We start from the raw sequence: 18,096 nt of genomic DNA, 5'->3' as shown, positions 1-18,096 counted from the left end.
TATAAATTAACGCAAAATACAAATCGAGTAAAAATTTGTATTGTTGTCTTATCGACACTATAGGGACCCATAGAAAACGGGGTGTCGCATTGACTCGCTTTTCGCTTAAGCGTAGCGCGAAAATCGACCCAATGCGGTAGCGACGACTCAATGCTGAAAGCACAGTGTGCTTTCAGTGTCGGAGCGCAAACGATTGTGCTTTCTTTATATTCTTAAGAAAGCACAATCTGACGACCAATAACCCAATAAGACACGAATACAATTGACTCGCTTTTCGCTTAAGCGTAGCGCGAAAAGCGATCCAATGCGGTAGCGACGACTCAATGCTGAAAGCACAGTGGGCTTTACACGCAAGCGCGACCCCAATTTCGCCTACATTTAGGCGAAATCCGAAGACCAACAAAACGTGCCGAGTATGAATAATACACCGGCACGTTTTTGTTTAGTTATTAGTTAGCTAAGATTTACGTAATGCTTAAGCTACGCACGCTTAAGGCTTACGCTAAGCTCAGTTGCGCTAGAATCAGCCTCAACAACCTCTAAGCTCGTAGCCAAAGTCTCCTCCGCAATCAAATCACGGAACTGATTAACTTTAGCAACGTCAGAAGCTGGAACGCTCAAAGTCAAAGCGATTCGGTCAGTAACATCCAAACCGTTCTCCTTGCGCGCATCCTGAACAGCGCGAATAGCGTCACGAGCATAACCTTCAGCAAGCAAATCGTCTGTCAAAGCAGTGTCGAGCATAACGAAGCCGCCAGTTGGCATTGCTGCAGAAGCTGTATTTTGAGCAGATTTAGCATCCGAAGATTCAACGCGATTCACAAGCTCATACTCGCCCTCAACAAGCGCAACTTCGCCGTTTGGAGTCTGAACAACAGGAGCGCCAGACTCGTCAACATGCCAATCGCCACTCTTAGAAGACTTAATAGCAAACTGCACTTGCTTACCCAAACGAGGGCCAGCCGCGCGAGCATTCACCTTAAGCTCGTGAACAATCTTCAAACCGTGGTCGCTTGCGTCCTGCAAAGTGCAGAATGTAACATTCTTCACGTTAAGCTCGCGCTCAAGCACCTGCTCGTAAGGCTCAACAGCAGCAGTATTTTCTGCAACAACAGTCAAGTTTGCCAACGGCTGACGCACGCGCAACTGTTCCGCCTTACGCAACGAAAGCGTAGAAGACACAACCTCGCGAACCTTATCCATAGCAGCAACCAAAGCATCGTCGTGCGCAAGAACAGCACCAAGCTCGGTGACTTCGCCAGCCTTAGGGTTCTTCTCGCCATCCGAAAGAGTCTCAGACTCAACCAAATAAGGCCAATCAGCCAAATGCACGGATTCGCCGCCAGTAAGGCCACGCCACACAGCCTCCGCTTCCATAGGAGCAAGAGGAGCAATCGTGCGCATGAACACTTCCAGAACAGTGTAAAGCGTGTTGAAAGCGGCTTCATCCTCATTCCAGAAGCGGTCACGGCTGCCACGAATATACCAGTTAGTAAGCACGTCAATAAAATCGCTAACAGCCGCGCAAGCATCGCTAATCGCAAACTCGTTCAAGCACTTTTCAACACGCTCAACAAGCAAACGCGTGCGCGCAAGCAAGTAACGATCCATATTGCAAAGACCCGCAACCTCGTCCGCGCGAAGGCGACGAGCATCATAACCCTTGCCACCGTTTGCAGCGTTCGCATACAGCGTAAAGAAGTAGTAAGAGCTCCAAACTGGAAGCATAACCTGGCGAACCGTATCCCTAATGCCGTCTGCAGTCACAATCAAATTGCCACCGCGCAAAATTGGCGAAGACATGAGGAACCAGCGCATAGCGTCAGAACCGTACTCGTTGAAAACGCCGTTCACATCCGGGTAATTGCGCAAATGCTTACTCATCTTCTGACCGTCGGAACCGAGCACAATGCCGTGGCAAATCACGTTCTTATAAGCCGGACGGTCGAATAGAGCCGTAGCCATAATGTGAAGCGTGTAGAACCAGCCGCGAGTCTGACCAATATACTCAACGATGTAATCGCATGGGAAGTGCTCTTCGAAGAATTCCTTATTTTCAAACGGATAATGGAACTGCGCGAAAGGCATAGAACCAGACTCAAACCAGCAGTCGAGAACATCCGTAATACGGTGCATTTGCGACTTTCCGGTAGGATCATCCGGATTTGGACGAGTAAGGCGATCGATATACGGGCGGTGCATATTCACATTACCGTCATCATCGCGCGGATAATCGCCAAAATCAGCCTTAAGTTCTTCCAACGAACCGTACACGTCTACGCGAGGATACTTTGGATCGTCACTCACCCACACTGGAATTGGCGAACCCCAGAAGCGGTTACGGCTAATCGACCAATCGCGAGCGTTAGAAAGCCACTTACCAAACTGGCCATCCTTAACGTTTCCAGGAATCCAATTAATCTCCTGATTAAGCTCAAGCAAACGCTTCTTAATCTTCGTAACAGACACAAACCAGCTAGAAACAGGCTTATAAATAAGCGGAGTTGCGCAACGCCAGCAATGAGGATAGCTGTGCACGTAGCTTTTTTCTTGGAACAGCAGCGCGCGCTGATCTTCCGGCATTTGAGCAAGCGGGCCGTCTCCTGCACGCAAGTTGCGCAAAATTGGCAAGTTGGCGTCGAAAACATACAAGCCTTCGTAATCTGGGCAGTCGCTTGTAAACTTGCATCCTGCGTCGAGCACGTCAACGCTGCGAATTTCGTGCGCGTTAAGCGTGTTCATATCGTCCTCGCCGTAAGGAGCCTGGTGAACGAGTCCAGTACCTTCAGCGGTGTCAACATAATCTGCAGTGAAAATCGTAAAAGCGTTAGGACCAGGAGTGCCACCCTCAGCGAGCGCAGAATCGCTTGCAAAGTATGGGAACACTGGGTAGTAGCGCCAGCCAGCCATCTCAACGCCCTTAAGTTCGCGCACAACCTCGTAGTTTTCGCCAAGTTCCTTAGTGTAAGAGCCGAGCAAAGGCTTACCAATGTAGAACTTTTTGCCAGCGAACTTGCCTTCGGTTGGACGAACTTCCACGTAGTCGATGTCTGCGCCGACTACGATTGCGAAGTTGGTTGGCACAGTCCAAGGAGTAGTGGTCCAGAAGACTGCGTAAGCGTCGGCTTCGTCGCGAAGCTTAACAGCCACGGAAACGGTAGTATCTTGACGATTCTGGTAAACATCCGCATCCATGCGAAGCTCGTGGGCGGAAAGCGGAGTCTGATCCTTTGGGCAGTACGGAAGCACGCGGTAACCCTTGTAAGCCAAGCCCTTATCGTAAAGCTGCTTAAAAGCCCACATTACGGATTCCATGTATGGAATGTTCAGCGTCTTGTAGCCGCGCTCAAAATCAACCCAGCGAGCCTGACGATGCACGTAGTTTTGCCACTCGTTCGTGTACTTCAAAACGCTGGCACGGCAAGCATCATTGAACTTTGCGATGCCCATTTTTTCGATTTGCTCAACCGACTCGATGCCGAGCTCCTTCTGCGCTTCCAACTCTGCAGGCAGACCGTGAGTATCCCAACCAAAAACGCGGTTTACTTTGCGGCCGCGCATAGTCTGATAGCGCGGAACCACGTCTTTTGCGTAGCCTGTGAGCAGGTGGCCGTAGTGAGGAAGACCGTTTGCGAATGGAGGGCCGTCGAAGAACACGAACTCGTTTTGGCTACCCTTGCCGGACGGGCGGTATTCGATTGACTTGCGGAAAGTATTGTTTGCATCCCAGTATTGAAGAACTGACTCTTCAAGCTTTGGGAAAGAAGGATTTGGTGCAACTTGCGCGCCGGCAGTTTCTTGCGCAGATGCAGAAACATTTACCTTTGGATATACGTTATTTGCGCACGACTTTTCGGCTGGATTAGTGGATTCGCTCACTGTGCTCTCCTCGCTCAACAGGGTGAATATTTCCCTGCGAGGACGACAGTTACTGCCGCGGTACCACCTCGCTTGCTATAAGATTTACGCAACGCAAGTTACGCAAGTTACGTGCGTAACGCAAGTGCGTAGCGCAAATACGAAACGTAATCGAACTATTCTTATAGCCTCTCGTGTTTGGCTGTACGGGCCAACCCCGTCGGTTCTAATAAGCGAGAATCTTACGAATCCTCGCCGTTCTTCCGAAAACTCCCCGCCGATAACGGATCATCGCTTAAGTTAGAAATAATCTAACACTATCCCCTAACATTGGGAAGTATTTCGCGACTCGCGAATAATACGAACAAAGTAAATAAGTAATAAAAGTGCCCCGGATCAGAATCGAACTGACGACACCCACTTTAGGAGAGTGGTGCTCTATCCACTGAGCTACCGAGGCAACAAATGGCAATTATACACTATGGCGTGTCACTGCGGCGCGCGCTAATCCTCAAGATTCGACTGCGTGCCAGCCGTCGCCGCCGTTGCCGACTGCTCCGCCTGTGCCGCGTCCAACTTGGCTCGAACCGTGGCAAGCAAACCCTGAGCGCGCTTTGCCAACGCCTCACCAATCTCCCACTGACGCATGGACTGGTCGAGCGTCAAACCGCCAGCTTCCAACGCTTGAACCGCCTGAACCAGCTTTTCGCGAGCCTCTTCATACGGCATCGCCTCAATCGCAGCGCGCTCTTCTTTCGTAAGAGTGCTTGCGAATTCTGTGCTTTCTGCTGATTCTTCAGCCTTTTTCGTTGCTTTCTCGCTCATATCTAACCTTTCGCTATATCTAAAATATATAAAATATCTAAAATATCTAAAAAATTACTTACTTGACTTTACGGCAGACGGATTTACGGCAGCCGACTTTACGGCAGCAGACTTAGTGCCAGTCACCTTGCCAAGAACAACGCCGCTTTTAAGCGTAACAGTCATATCGTCGCCAACTTTCGCTAAAGCCGCGTCGTCAAGCACTCGCCCACCGCTAAGCTGCACTACAGCATACCCGCGGTTCAACGTCGATTGCGGACTTAACGCAGTCAAGCTCGCGTGCGCCTTTTCAACAGTCAAGCTCGCGTCGTCAAGAAGTCGCACCAAACCGTGACGCATTCTCTCAACAGCCTGATTAACAAACAACTCGTGCGGCTCAAGCATAGTGCTCGGGCGCGTAAGACTCGGGCGATTCGCGTAACCCTCAACGAGACGAATCTCATTGTCAACGCGCGCAGAAATTCGCATGCGCATAGTTTGCAGAGCGTTATCAATAAGCTGCCACTGCTCGCGAACGTCCGGAACCACGCGCTTTGCAGCATCTGTAGGAGTAGAAGCGCGCAAATCCGCCGCCAAATCGATAAGCGTCCAATCGTCCTCGTGGCCGATTGCAGACACAATCGGAGTCACGCACGCAGCCGTAGCACGAACCACACCCTCGTCCGAAAAACCAATCAAATCCTCAAAACTGCCGCCGCCGCGCGCAACAATAATAACGTCAACCTCTGGATCTGCATCAAGCTGCTTAATTGCGGCAATCATATCCGCCGGGCACTGCACGCCCTGCACGTGCGCGTGAACAACCTTGAAGCGCGTAACAGGCCAGCGCAAATTCACGTTCGTAATAACATCGCCCTCTGCACGCGCTTGAGGAGCACACACGAGGCCGATGCACTTAGGAAATTCCGGCAGCGGAACCTTATTTTCAGCGTCAAACAGGCCCTCGCCCTTAAGTTTTTTACGCAACTCGTCAATTTGCGCTTTTAAGTCGCCGGCGCCGACGCGCCTGATTTCGTCCGCAACGAAGCTTAAACGCGTGGCTTTTACCCAAATATCAGCCTTGCCGTGAACAACTACGCGGTCGCCTTGGCGAAGTTCGCGCGCCTGCTGCACGAAATTGCTAAAGCCCATTACGGAAATCGACACTTCCTCGTTGCTGTCGCGAAGGGTGATGTAGCCGGAAGAAGCGCGGCGCATGTTGATTTCGACTATTTGACCCTCAATCCACGCGGATGGCCAGCGTTCGACGGCACTGTGGAACTTTTGGCTTAAAACGGCAACAGGCCACGGATTTTCGGCGGTTGTGTCTGCGGCTTTTAGAGGGAGCTGGCGCGGCTGCTGCTGATGCGGAGTAAGTGGTTGAGTAAGCGGTTGAGCAAGCGGCGCAAGATTTTGTGGCGGCTGCTCAGGCTGCGCATCATCCTGGAATAATTGCGGCATCATATTTGACGAGGTCATACTTCAAGATTGACTGCAAAGAGGGACAAAGAGGGCTTCGTTGCGTGTGGAGATTGATACGAAAAAACCCAAGCGCGAAGCTTGGGTTTTGCTTGTGCCCCCTCAGGGATTCGAACCCTGGACACGCTGATTAAGAGTCAGCTGCTCTAACCAACTGAGCTAAAGGGGCGTTGGTTATCTTGGCCCGCTTTGCGAACCGAGTAACTACTATACTCAAAATGAGCTTGCACGCAAGTGGGCGTGTCGCATTGCCCTTGCTTGAAGCTGCATTGCGCGCTTCAAGCAAGCTCAATGCGGTAGCGACGACTCAATGCTGAAAGCACAGTGTGCTTTCAGTGTCGGAGCGCAAACGATTGTGCTTTCTTTATATTCTTAAGAAAGCACAATCTGACTACCAGCAATCCAATAAGACACAAATCAATTGACTCGCTTTTTGCTTAATAGTAGCGCTCCATTTGCGAGGAAAGTTTACGGCGTTTGGAGTTTTGACACTACTTTGTCGCTCCAAACGCGGGGAAAGTTTACGGCGTTTGGAGGGTTTGGGGTTGTGCGGCGCTCCAAACGCGCGCGCTAAACCGCAACGCTCAAGCAAATCGTCGTGCTTCTTTCATAGTAATCTAGCGAAGAAGATTTACAACTCTTGCAATTTCAACAGAGTTCGACCTGTGTGAATATTTATTCTTATCACCATTAGTAAAAAGTGCCCACACACTCATAAGAGCAGTGGACACTTTTACCAGCCGTTAGCAACAACTAAACTTAGATTGATTAGCAAATCAAAACTCAATACTGAAATCGTTCAATATGCAAAAATCCAATACTAAATTCAGTCATTTTTCATTTATTCACTCATTCTTAGCTTTTTAACTAATCACGAGTTTTATTTTTAGTTATATTGTTTTATTTGCGGACAGCAGCGTTAGAACCAGCATGCACTCCATGGCGACGCGTGGTGAATGTTATTGCACCACTTACTATCAGTACCAAGAAGGTCACAACTGCAGCAACAACACCACTGCCAGTAGCAGCTAACTTTGAAGTCAGTTCCTTTGCAGCTGCACGTTCAGCAGTCTGTTCCTTACTTGAGTTACAAGCATCAGCACCAGCAGAATTGTTAGCACTGTTATTATCAGTAGCGCCATTAGATTCAGACTGAACACTGTCGGACTTATTTGCAGTGGCGGCATTAGCACTCTCATGATTCTCACCACCTTCTGCAGCACCTGACTTCGACTCTGCAGAAGCACGAACAGAACCACTAGCATTCTTTCCTTTCTTAGTAAAGGAACGATTAGCAGAATGGCTATTATACACACGATCTGAATGACTCTGACCAGTATGTTCTAGCTTTTTCTCAACAGGCTTAGATTCAGGCTTCTTCTCAGCCGGCTTCTTCGGAGCTGGCTTAGATTCAGCCGGCTTCTTCGGAGCTGACATATTGTCAGACTGAGTATCGGCATCAGCAACGTGTGCAGCAGACACAGTCACTTCACCAGAAGCAAGCTGACTACCATCAGCATCCATAAGCAAAATGGTATGTTTGCCAGTTAAACCAGCTGGAATCATAGCTTTGAAGTAGTACTTGCCGTTCTCATCAGCACGCACTGTTACATAATCATGACCATCTTCACCCTTAAGCTGCTGAGGCGTAGAGTAGATGAACGCATACATGCGAGCATCTTTCTTAGCATTATTCAAAGCTGCAGGTTTTCCAGAAACATACACACTCTGTTCCTTGCCAGCAACAATTTCCTTAGTATCTAAAGCAATCAGATTCTTTGTGAATTTTGCTGTAGAAACAGGAGGCAGCGGAGCTGAATCTGTTTGAGTTGATTCATCCTTAGTTTCCGGCTTTTTTGGAGTTGGCTTTGGAGCAGGAGCTGGCTTCTTGCCTGGTTTGTTTGGCTTACCCGGTTTGCTTGGCTTGCCTGGCTTGCTTGGCTTGCTTGGCTTACCTGGCTTACCCGGTTTGCTTGGCTTGCTTGGCTTACCTGGCTTACCTGGCTTCTCACCCTTGTGATCACCTGGCTTACCTGGCTTACCCGGCTTCTCACCATCAGCATGTTTCTTACTACGCTTCACAATAAATGTGTACGCAGTAGCATCAGCACTATTATCACTGGTGTCGCTAGCAGTATTGCCAGCAAAATCAGTCGCCTCAATAGTAAGGGTGTGATTACCATCAGCCAATTTTTCAGTCGGAATCTTCAACGTTAATGTTGTAGAATCTGGCTTATCTGGAGTTGGATTATCGTTGATGTTCTTCACATCAACTAAGGTGCTTTCAACAGTATTTACTGGAAGATAATTTTCCGTATACGCTACTGGACGACCATCAACCATAACACGCAAAGACTTCAAATGATCATCTGTTGCTCGAACAGTGATTTCATGACCATCAGCAATCTCTTCACCTTCAACCAAACCAGCTTCAACTTTTGGATCCGTTTCATCAAGCACAACAGGAATCACACCGAGTAAATGAGATTCAACCTGATCACTTAAGTGCAGCAGCAACTTGTCACCATCGTTTACTGGAATATCAGTTGAGAATTGGCGACGAGTTACTTCAGTACCATTCGTATCCAAAGTGTAGAAATCACCTACAGAATCATTATTAATTCGCAAAGTTTGACCGAAAGCATCATCCGACACATTGCCACTAAAGGTAACGGTATCGCGATTTGTAAATAACGTATGTCCGTACAACTTTGGCGTGTCAAAACGTGCTGTTGGAGGCGTAATGTCGAAGTAGAAAGCTGCAGGAGTATCGATTACATTCGTTTCATCGTCTTCATCAGCATCTTCGTCAGTTGCTTTTGTATTTACTTGCAAGCGGAAATCGTTGATTCCTGGATGCATCGGCAACTTTATGCTAAACTTGCCATTCTTAATATTCGCGCGCAATGGGTTTGGAGTTACGAACTTCTTGGTTTTGGCATCAATTCGCGTAGCTGGAGTGAACAGTACACTCGTTACATTAGCACCCACTTCGCCTTGAGCAACAAAATAATTTTTGCCAATAACATCTGATCCATAAGCTTTCTTATGCACTAACCACGCATAAGAACCCATAGAACCGGCATTAGTAAGCACGAAATCTTTTGTCTGTGGAGCTTCAGGTGTAGCAGTTGCACGACCAGCAAGCGCTAGACCCATAGTAGTGCTATTTTCTGCGGAATCTGTAGCTACGAGCGTTACTGTCACAGCTTTAGCAGCAGGAGTAATCACTGTTTTAAAGCTACCGTCTTTGCCAACAGTTACCACTTCTTCAGTTTCCTTACCAGCTGCAGCCGCCTCTGCTTGCTTTACATTTGCATTAATACTCGCTTTTGAAGTTGTATTAGCTCCAGAAACAGCTTGCGAAGAAGATGCAGTAGTATGAGTGGCACCCGAACCAGCAACAACATTAGCTGAAGTAATATTGTCAGCAGCTTTCTGATACTTCAACGTTAGTTTTACAGTATCTCCAGGAGTGTCCGTTACTTTACCAGCAACAGTTACTTTACCATCTGCAGCTACAGGCAAATTACCCTTGTTGTCAAGACCATTCATGGTAATGTTTGGAGCTTGCGCGTTGAACGTTAGCTTAAGTTTCTTATTACCAAGACGATCACCTTTTGCATCGTACGCCTTAAACATCACAGTATTTTCGCCATTTTTCAGCGGCACAAACGCGTAGAAAGTATTCTCATCCTTGCGTTTTGCAACATTCGTAACTTTCTGCTTTGTACCACCATTAGGAGTTACGTAAGCTTGTATAGATGCGACGTTATCGGTAAGGTATCCTTCGATGTAGAACTTGCCATTAATATTCGGGTTAGTTTTACTTTCTTCTAGAGCATTAGCTTTAATTTGGTGAGAAGTAAGAACTTTTTCATTCGGAATGATAATGTTCCTAGTCGGTATTTCTTCTTCCTTACCACTTGCATTTTTTCGAGTATGCTTATTGAACACCTTCTTAACCTCAGTTGGGTTCATAGCATTGTCTCGAGCAAGCACATCTATATATGCTGCGTCAGTACCAATGTGGATAGGCTTGCACACTCGCGTACGAGTTGCTTCATTCAACGGGCATTGAGTATCTTCATCACCATAGTTCAAAGCATCTTTTACACCAGGAAGATGAATAGTTGGTACGCCAGGATCAGGACTCAATTCATCACTAATAACAATCTTCACATTGCCGTTAGCATCACGATCAGATACTGTGACTTTAGGTCCATGATTATCGATCGCTACCTCCATGTCATAAGTTTGCCAATCAAACTTATCTCCTAAGCGAGCCTGAATGCGATACGTATACCATCCATCAGGAAGAATGTCAAACCTACTTGTTTTTGGATTCCACACAGACCCGTCGAAATTTCCAGCTAAACCGTCGGTTGCACTAGCATCAGAGATAGTAGAACGATTTACATTGTGTTCTGTTCCAAGAACAATCTTAGTTTTATGATGAGAATCCAACACAGAATACTTTATGTCAGACGCACCTCGGAACATAGACATAGATGGCACAACGTAATCCATCCACCCATCTTGATTTGCAGGTGAAAATTCACCAAGTACATACGGCTTAGTTTCATTATTGACTGGAAGTTTGCCCATACTGCCTGCTACAGAAAGTAAAGAAGTCGTAAGATCACTATGATTTGCACCATAGCTTTCTCCCGGCTTTACCATAATTGGTTCAGCATTCCAATCGCCTACGAAACCGAGGTATGGCACAGCAACATCTGGCTGAGTATCGCTCAGCGATTCAAAACGCACCCAACCTTCAATATAATGATTGCCTTTAGAACGATCTGGGCTTAACGTAAACTTCACACCAGCGGTTTTCCCAGGCTTTACTGTAACTTCACGCGTTTTTGATTGCAACGTTTCAGTATCACTAATAGAGGTTACTGTATCTTTATTGGCCTCATTAGACTCATTGACAACATCCTGATCTGGGACAGCAAATTTTACTGGATTCTTACCATAATTATGTAAAGTAACCGTAAAGTTGCGATCAGCATTCACGTTTCTAAGAGCCACGTACGAATTGCCATCGACTGTTGCAATCACGTTAGTAGCAACAGCTTTATCGACCTGAGCTAAGCCAGCGCCAATTTGACGAGGAGCATACGGAATCTGCTTACTATCTGCAGAATCTTTACGTCCAATAATACTTGCTGTATTCATTAATGCTTGGCTTACACGGGTAGCCATTTCAGACTTTTTAAGCTTAGGGAAACGATTCTTATAGCTTTCCATCACTAACGCCGAAAGACCGGAAACGTTTGGAGCAGCCATAGAAGTACCGGACATGCTCGTGTATTTATTGCCATTCTGCGTAGACCACACGTTGCCACCAATGCCAGCAATATGAGGTTTGAAATCAAGTTCTGGCGTTGGTCCCCAAGAAGTGAAGGTTGAAGGCTTACCGTTATCTGGATTAACAATAGTAGTGAATTGGTTCGTGAAAGCTATCTTCACTTTCTCGCCTTTATGTAAAGCAGTAAGAATTTGCAATGCATAAGAACGAGGTATGGACGCACCAAAGCAATCCTTGATTTTCTCCAATCCGCCCATTCCAATAAACATGGATGAATCTTTGTCGTGATTATAAACAATCACACCTTTAGCACCTTTAGCAATAGCATTCTTAAACTTTTCCGTAAAAGTAATGCCACCACGTTCTACAAGAGCATACTTATCTTTAAGATCAAGATCTTTAACATCAGTTTCAGTAGCTTTTTTAGCATCCACAAGTTCATGCTGAGATACTGCGTCTATTAAAGAACCAATGGCAAGATTGTATGGCACTGCGTGAGATTTGCCATCTTTCCCTGTCCAGTTTGCTGCTTGCTGCGTAATGTTGGAATTTTCTACAGAAGCAACGCTGAAAGCGGAAGGATAAGAAGATGGAGAGCCGAGAGTAGCATCATCCCACTTGCCAAGCGCATCATCCTCACCACCGGAAGGAGAAAAGTTCAAGCCAGAGTTTCCAGCAGAAATCACTGGTAGTGAACCAGCTTCGCGAGCCTTTTTAAGTGCAATTGAAGTGGCATTAGAAGTTCCAGCAAAACCATTAGTTGAACCGAGAGACATGTTGATAATATCGGCGCCAAGTTTTACGGAATCTTCGATTGCAGCAACAATATCAACATCGCGAGCGCCATGTGCCTCAGGATTATTTGAGAACACTTTCATAGCAAGCAGCTGAGCGTTTGGAGCTACACCATCAACGCGATGATGTTCTGAAGCAGGAGAATCCTGTTCATCACCATTTGCAGCAACAATACCAGCCACATGCATACCGTGCTGTTCTGCACCAGAGTCTGTGAAGTTGTCGTTTTCATCGGCATAATTGAAACCTGCAGGAACTTTGTCAGTAGTGTCGCCTTTACCTGTTGGTTGTAATCGAAGATGTTGCTTAGCTGAAGCATCAAGCTTCATATCTTGGTGAGTTGGATCTATGCCGGTATCGATGATGGAAACCAGCATTCCAGTTCCATCAAGATGATGCTTTTTAAACACCGTCTGCACGCCTTGTAAATCGCGAGCATAATTTTCCATTGGATAATACAAGCGTTCTTTTGCAACAGAAACTACACCTGGCTCCTTTCGCAAAGCTTGAATATGATTTTCAGGAAGAGTAGCTTCAAAAGCACTCATTAAATAACCAACTTTGCGACGAACCGTCATATTGTACTTTGACTTTACGCGGTTAATTAAAACATCCTGCTCATGAATGTTGGCTTTTTCATCATAATCAGTGAGCTGCGGATGATTATTTTTCAACGTGACAACAACAGTCACTTGAGCATTTGAATTTTTATTAAATTGATCTTTTTTACCGTAATTCTCAAAAGCTTTAGCAAGAGTTGGATTAATGTGACGCAGCTGTTCTGGGGTGAAATTCGTGTTTTTACGCGTTTTGGCAGACGCTGCAATGAATTCTGTGCCTGATGTTTCTTTCGCAAACGCTGGAGAAACATCAGCAAGCGGCACCATAAGCGTCGCCGCAGCAACGCCTAATGCTGCTAAACGAGTCAGATATGACGTTCGTTTGAACTTCATAAACATACTCTCCTTCAAAATAGTGGTTAACTACCCAATGAAAAGTGCTTATAGATAATTCACAAGAAAATGTTGGTACTAATCCCAAATTCTGCAAGTGAAATTTCCTTGGAAACTTTGTGCAATATATGCAAAATTTCCAGCACAATTTCATATATCGGTGTAAATATTTTTGTTACGCTCATTTAAAGCATTTCCGCTAAATATCAAATGGGAGATATACCCCCCACCCATATAAATCAACAAATAATGCCACTTTTCAGCAGGTGCAACAAAAATATTTTTCACAAACTCTAGCACTGTTTGAGACAGAAACAATTCCAAATAAATTGCGTTTTCACAAACAAAAATATGAAGAAAATCACATTTTATATAAAAAATGGCTTAATTTAGCCCTTTTTACACAAATATTTTCTGCGATGTCAACATAGAAAAAATTCTGTATTAACATATAATTTACATGAAACTTGAGAAAAAATACATAATGTTACTATTTTTTAAGAAATTTAGAGCTAATTACCAACAAATGTTAGTGCGTTGCGCAATATAAACCGTAAATTTTTCAGCCAACCGACGATAGATGCAAACGGCAGAAACTTTACACGGTGAGAGCGTTACCCCACATTTGTAGCAAAACACAACCCAAAACCCTCCAAACGCAAGGAAAGTTTACGGCGTTTGGAGGGTTTGAGGTTGTGCGGCGCTCCAAACGTGAGAGAATCATCTCGCGTTTGGAGGGTTTGAGGCTGCGTAGCGCTCCAAGCGCGGGGAAAGTTTACGGCGTTTGGAGCGTTGACACTACTTTGTCGCTCCAAACGCGCGCAATGCTGCGCTCAGGCAAATCGTTCGCGCTGCGCGAGTAACGATAAACAGCCAACATTAGTTACTAGCGCAGATTAGCTACTGCGCGAGTAACGCATCACAACGCATCACACCGCATCACACACCACCGCGACGCAACTTACTCAGCACATTGCGCGACACCGCCAGCAAATGCCGTCCGCGCACATAAATCTCATCGCGCTTCTTACGCCACAAAGTCGCAACCATCGTCGCCAACACCGCAAACGTCAAAATCATAGCGAGCACAAACAGCGTCATCCAAAGCGGCCACTGCACGCGATCCTCCGGCGCCTTCACCGGATCCGGCAGCACGCGGTATCCAGTCACAAGCAACCTATGCGAGTTAACACCATACGGGGTACACGTAAGCAGCGTCGCAAGGTCACGCCCCTTCTCACGCTGCAGCAAACTAATATCGTGCGGATCAACCACGCTAATACGAAACACCTTGTATCGCAGCGTCTCCCCCTGCACATCAAAGTAAAAATAGTCACCCTTCTTCAAATTCACCAAATCATCAAACATAGTCGCATCCGGCAAACCCGTATGCGCCGTCACCACCGCGTGACGATTCTTACCACCCACCGGCAAATCCGTACCATACAAGTGGCCCGCGCCATGCGCCAAAACCTCCTGCGAACTACCATGGTAAATCGGCAACTTCACACCAATCTTCGGAATCTTCACAATACCCATAATGCCCATAGGCTCATCAAGCTGCTTCGCATACTCCTTATACTCCGGCTTATTCATGTAATCCGTCGTACCATCGTAAGGATCAGAGCTAATAATCGCCTTATGACGCGCATTATAACGACGAGCCGCACGCAAATGAGCACGACGCACATCACCAGCCTGATCATGATTATACTTATCGTACTCAGAAGAAATTTCCTTAGAAACGCGATTATTCCAAAGCGTAGAACACACCGGATATGCAAAACACAAAAGGCCCGCCAGCACGAATGCTATTGGCTCGATGATTTTACGAAGCATAGATTTTTGCTGGGATTTGTGGGCGGCGTGAGGCTTTGGTTGATTTGGTGCGTCGGTTTGATTGGTTTCGTTAGTTTGATTAAGGGTGATTTGGGTAGGGATAATTTGAGTTGCGTCTGATTCGGTTGCAGGTGATGCGGTTAAGTTAGTTTGGTTAGGTTGGTTAGTTTGATTAGTTTGGTTAGTTTGGTTTTTGAAAAGCTTATTTTGGGAGATTTTGTTGAGGAAAACATATACTTTCGTAACGGCGCTGTTTAATTTCATGCTTCCTCCGTTTCGTGTTTTTCTTATCTTTGATTTACTGATTTTTGAGTATCGTCTATGAGTTTTGACTGATTTTTGGCTGGCGTGTTTTCTGAAGTGCTGTGAGAGATAGGAATTACTTGTCTCGCAGCGCTACGCTCTTATACCTTATTTAGACTTAAAGGTTGCATAGTTAAGTTTAGTTTTTTAGTTACTTTCTTTCAAAAATATTTATTTATCAAAAAGATATTACTATCGCTCGCTTTTATATTGCTCGACAAGCAATTCCTATCTCTCACTATTAGTAAAACCGCTAGTGTTTTGTGGTGTGGTAGGAGTAGTGCCTGGCGTGGAGTGTGCAGCAGCGAGAATGTTAGTGTTCGCTGATCAACAGGAATCAGCGTCTGCAGAGCATTGGTGCAAAGCTTCAGAAACAAATACGGGAAAATAACCTGGCATTTGTTGTCGGCTTTAGCCGTTACGGCCACAAACGCCGGAGAATTTACGAAGTTTGTGGTCAAAAAGCCATGTTTTCAAAAAAGAAAAATAAGACAGCAGACTGCGCTGTGCGAAGAAGAGGGATGCTCGCGCAAAGCGCGAACACAGCGCAGCCTGCTGAGTATTTAATTATAGCCAGGCGATTAAAATCTCGCGCGCAGCGCGTTTACAGCTTTAATCGCCCAGCGGATTGCAATCCTGAAGAATTGCAAAGAATCATGCAGCCTGCTGCTCTTCATCCTTCTTGCGGTTACGCATGAAGACGAAGATGCCGAAGCACACTAAGCACACGCCAGCCAATGCGAAGATCACAACGCCAGCAGCACCGGTCTTTGGAAGGTTGAAGAGCCAGCCCTTACCACCGTTGCCACTGTCAGGAATGTTCTTTACGGTGATAGTCTTGGTTGTCTCAGTTGTTTCAACTGTCACATTAGTAACATCAGGGTTACGAATGTAACCAGCTGGCGCAACAGTCTCCACAACGTAGAATGCTGTACCGCGCTTAACAGAGTAAGCATCGGTTTCACCAATAGTCTTGCCACCATCTGCAGTAGTAGCAGTTTCTTTCTCACCAAAGCCAGCGGAAGACGGAGTTACACAAGCGTCCGAAAGATCTTTACCTTTCTTATCTGCCTTAATCGCATTGGTGCAAGCTGTAGCGTCGGCCTCAACCGCAAACAACCTAAACTTTGCACCGCCCAAGGCTTTATTCTCATCCTGAGATGAAACCTTCTTAATCTTGAAGGTAGCAAAATCGGTGCTTGGAGGATTATCAGAAGGAATCTCATCTGGAACAGTCGTTCCAGGCACGTGGGAAGGAATTACGCTAGCCTTGTTTGTAACCTTGTTAGTCTTAAGTGTTGCAGAATCTTTAAGCGTGAACTTAAAGTGAACAGTCACATACACAGCCTTACCGGCGTTAGCATCCTTATTAACCTCATCAGCAAGCTTTGTGCGGCCAGAAGCAGTGAACTCGATCTTAATCTTCTTACGAGCAACGTCTTCTTTACCTGAGGTTGTAACTGCAGCAATAGTTTCATTGCTATCTACAGTGTAGTCACTCTGAGCTTCAGTAGCATTGTAGTTAAGAGGCGTACCAGCTGTAACTTTACCTTGATTTTCCGTATCACCAACAGTCATTCCAGCAATTACTGATTGGTCATACGCAGTAAAGTAATCGCTTGGCGCAAGATCGAAGATCGTGTAGCCCTTGAACTCATCTGCCTTAACATTCTCGGACTTTGTATCGGCCTTTGACTTATCGAGCTTTGCCTTGATGGTGTACTCGATTGTATCGCCAGCACCAACCGTATGAGCGAGGTCTTGCGTCTTAGTAACAGTACCATTCAAATCAACGTTCTTAGGATCAACGAATGGAGCGTAGTTGTACTTCGTTTCGGTCGTGGTTCCGCCTGGCTGAGTCACTTTCTCAATCATTGGCAAAGTCATGTAGAATGCCTTGCCGCCGTCCGCAGCAGAGTAACCTGCAGGAACTTTGGTTTCCTGAACCTGGTACAAGCCGAGTGGAAGATCCTTGAACTTCACAACACCGTCAGCGTTTGTGTCGCCGGAAAGGGATCCGCTAGTACCAAACGACTCATCAAACGCTACCTTAAGCTTATTCGCCTCAGTGCCAGTGGTAATTTCACCATTGTTGAGCTGCTTAACATTCTTAGCAATTTCTGACCAATCAGAGTATTTGGTCAAATCGAGCGTAGTTGAGCCAATTGACTTAACCTTCTTGATGGTGAAGCCAGCGCCTTTAACAGGAGTTTCCTTCTTCTGCTTGCCTTCTGCTACTTCATCCTTCCACTTGTAGATGGTGATGGAGCCGGTCGATGGAGCACCAGTATTCCATGGAGCTACTTTGTAATCAGCAGTAGCAGAAGGATTATCTACACCAGTAGTACCTTTAGTTCCACTGGTATCAACACTTGGCGTAGCCCAAGCAGAGCTGCCAGCCACCACGGCGCCGGCGACGCACAGCGTGCCAGCCATTGCGAGCGAGGCCACCGCGGCCACGCATTGTTTAGTGAATTTATTCACTTTCTTCTCCTTTGTTCAGTGCCCTTTCGGGCAGGTTTTGAGGAAAATACGATTGTTTTTAATTTTGTGTTGCGCTTAGCGAGTCACAATTTGTGAGCGAGCCACGATGTGCGTACGATCCACGGTTGTGGTCAAGCCTCGTTCGTGATCAAGCCACGTTTCGCGGGCTCTTTTGGTGCGCAACAAGTTTTAGCGCGAATCGCATGCAAGCTTGTGAGCCAGTTGCGTCTTTAGACCAGCCGGCGCGCAGGTTTGCGTGCAAAT

At 46.4% G+C, this 18,096-nt stretch carries 6 protein-coding genes and 2 tRNA genes; all 8 read right to left on the bottom strand.

From position 1 onward, the window contains the following. Window positions 1-480: 480 nt before the first annotated feature. The 8 genes from ileS to HXT33_RS01760 all read right to left on the bottom strand — a co-directional run bounded on the left by ileS (window position 481) and on the right by HXT33_RS01760 (window position 17,832). On the bottom strand, window positions 481-3,879 hold the full coding sequence (gene ileS, locus HXT33_RS01795; RefSeq protein ID WP_421787322.1) for a mupirocin-resistant isoleucine--tRNA ligase: 3,399 nt from the start codon (window positions 3,877-3,879) through the stop codon (window positions 481-483). Between the two features lie 366 nt (window positions 3,880-4,245). After that, window positions 4,246-4,318: transfer RNA gene (locus HXT33_RS01790), tRNA-Arg, on the bottom strand. A gap of 44 nt (window positions 4,319-4,362) precedes the next feature. Next, complete coding sequence (locus HXT33_RS01785) at window positions 4,363-4,683, bottom strand: exodeoxyribonuclease VII small subunit (protein ID WP_004134524.1); 321 nt, start codon at window positions 4,681-4,683, stop codon at window positions 4,363-4,365. A 54-nt stretch (window positions 4,684-4,737) separates the two neighbouring features. After that, the gene (gene xseA, locus HXT33_RS01780; RefSeq protein WP_004134522.1) at window positions 4,738-6,126 is read right to left on the bottom strand and encodes an exodeoxyribonuclease VII large subunit; all 1,389 of its coding nucleotides are present in this window, start codon (window positions 6,124-6,126) and stop codon (window positions 4,738-4,740) included. A gap of 110 nt (window positions 6,127-6,236) precedes the next feature. Then, window positions 6,237-6,310 (bottom strand) — tRNA-Lys (locus HXT33_RS01775). A 731-nt stretch (window positions 6,311-7,041) separates the two neighbouring features. After that, complete coding sequence (locus HXT33_RS01770; RefSeq protein WP_421787320.1) at window positions 7,042-13,206, bottom strand: S8 family serine peptidase; 6,165 nt, start codon at window positions 13,204-13,206, stop codon at window positions 7,042-7,044. Between the two features lie 939 nt (window positions 13,207-14,145). Then, the gene (locus tag HXT33_RS01765; protein ID WP_421787318.1) at window positions 14,146-15,309 is read right to left on the bottom strand and encodes a class C sortase; all 1,164 of its coding nucleotides are present in this window, start codon (window positions 15,307-15,309) and stop codon (window positions 14,146-14,148) included. A 693-nt stretch (window positions 15,310-16,002) separates the two neighbouring features. After that, on the bottom strand, window positions 16,003-17,832 hold the full coding sequence (locus HXT33_RS01760; protein ID WP_375169029.1) for a SpaH/EbpB family LPXTG-anchored major pilin: 1,830 nt from the start codon (window positions 17,830-17,832) through the stop codon (window positions 16,003-16,005). Between the last annotated feature and the right edge of the window lie 264 nt (window positions 17,833-18,096).

Source organism: Gardnerella sp. DNF00753, from assembly GCF_049244275.1.
In the GTDB taxonomy this organism is placed as follows: Bacteria; Actinomycetota; Actinomycetes; order Actinomycetales; family Bifidobacteriaceae; genus Bifidobacterium; species Bifidobacterium greenwoodii.
The sequence above is the reverse complement of the archived record's forward strand: the minus strand, read 5'-3'. Positions and strand labels throughout refer to the sequence as shown.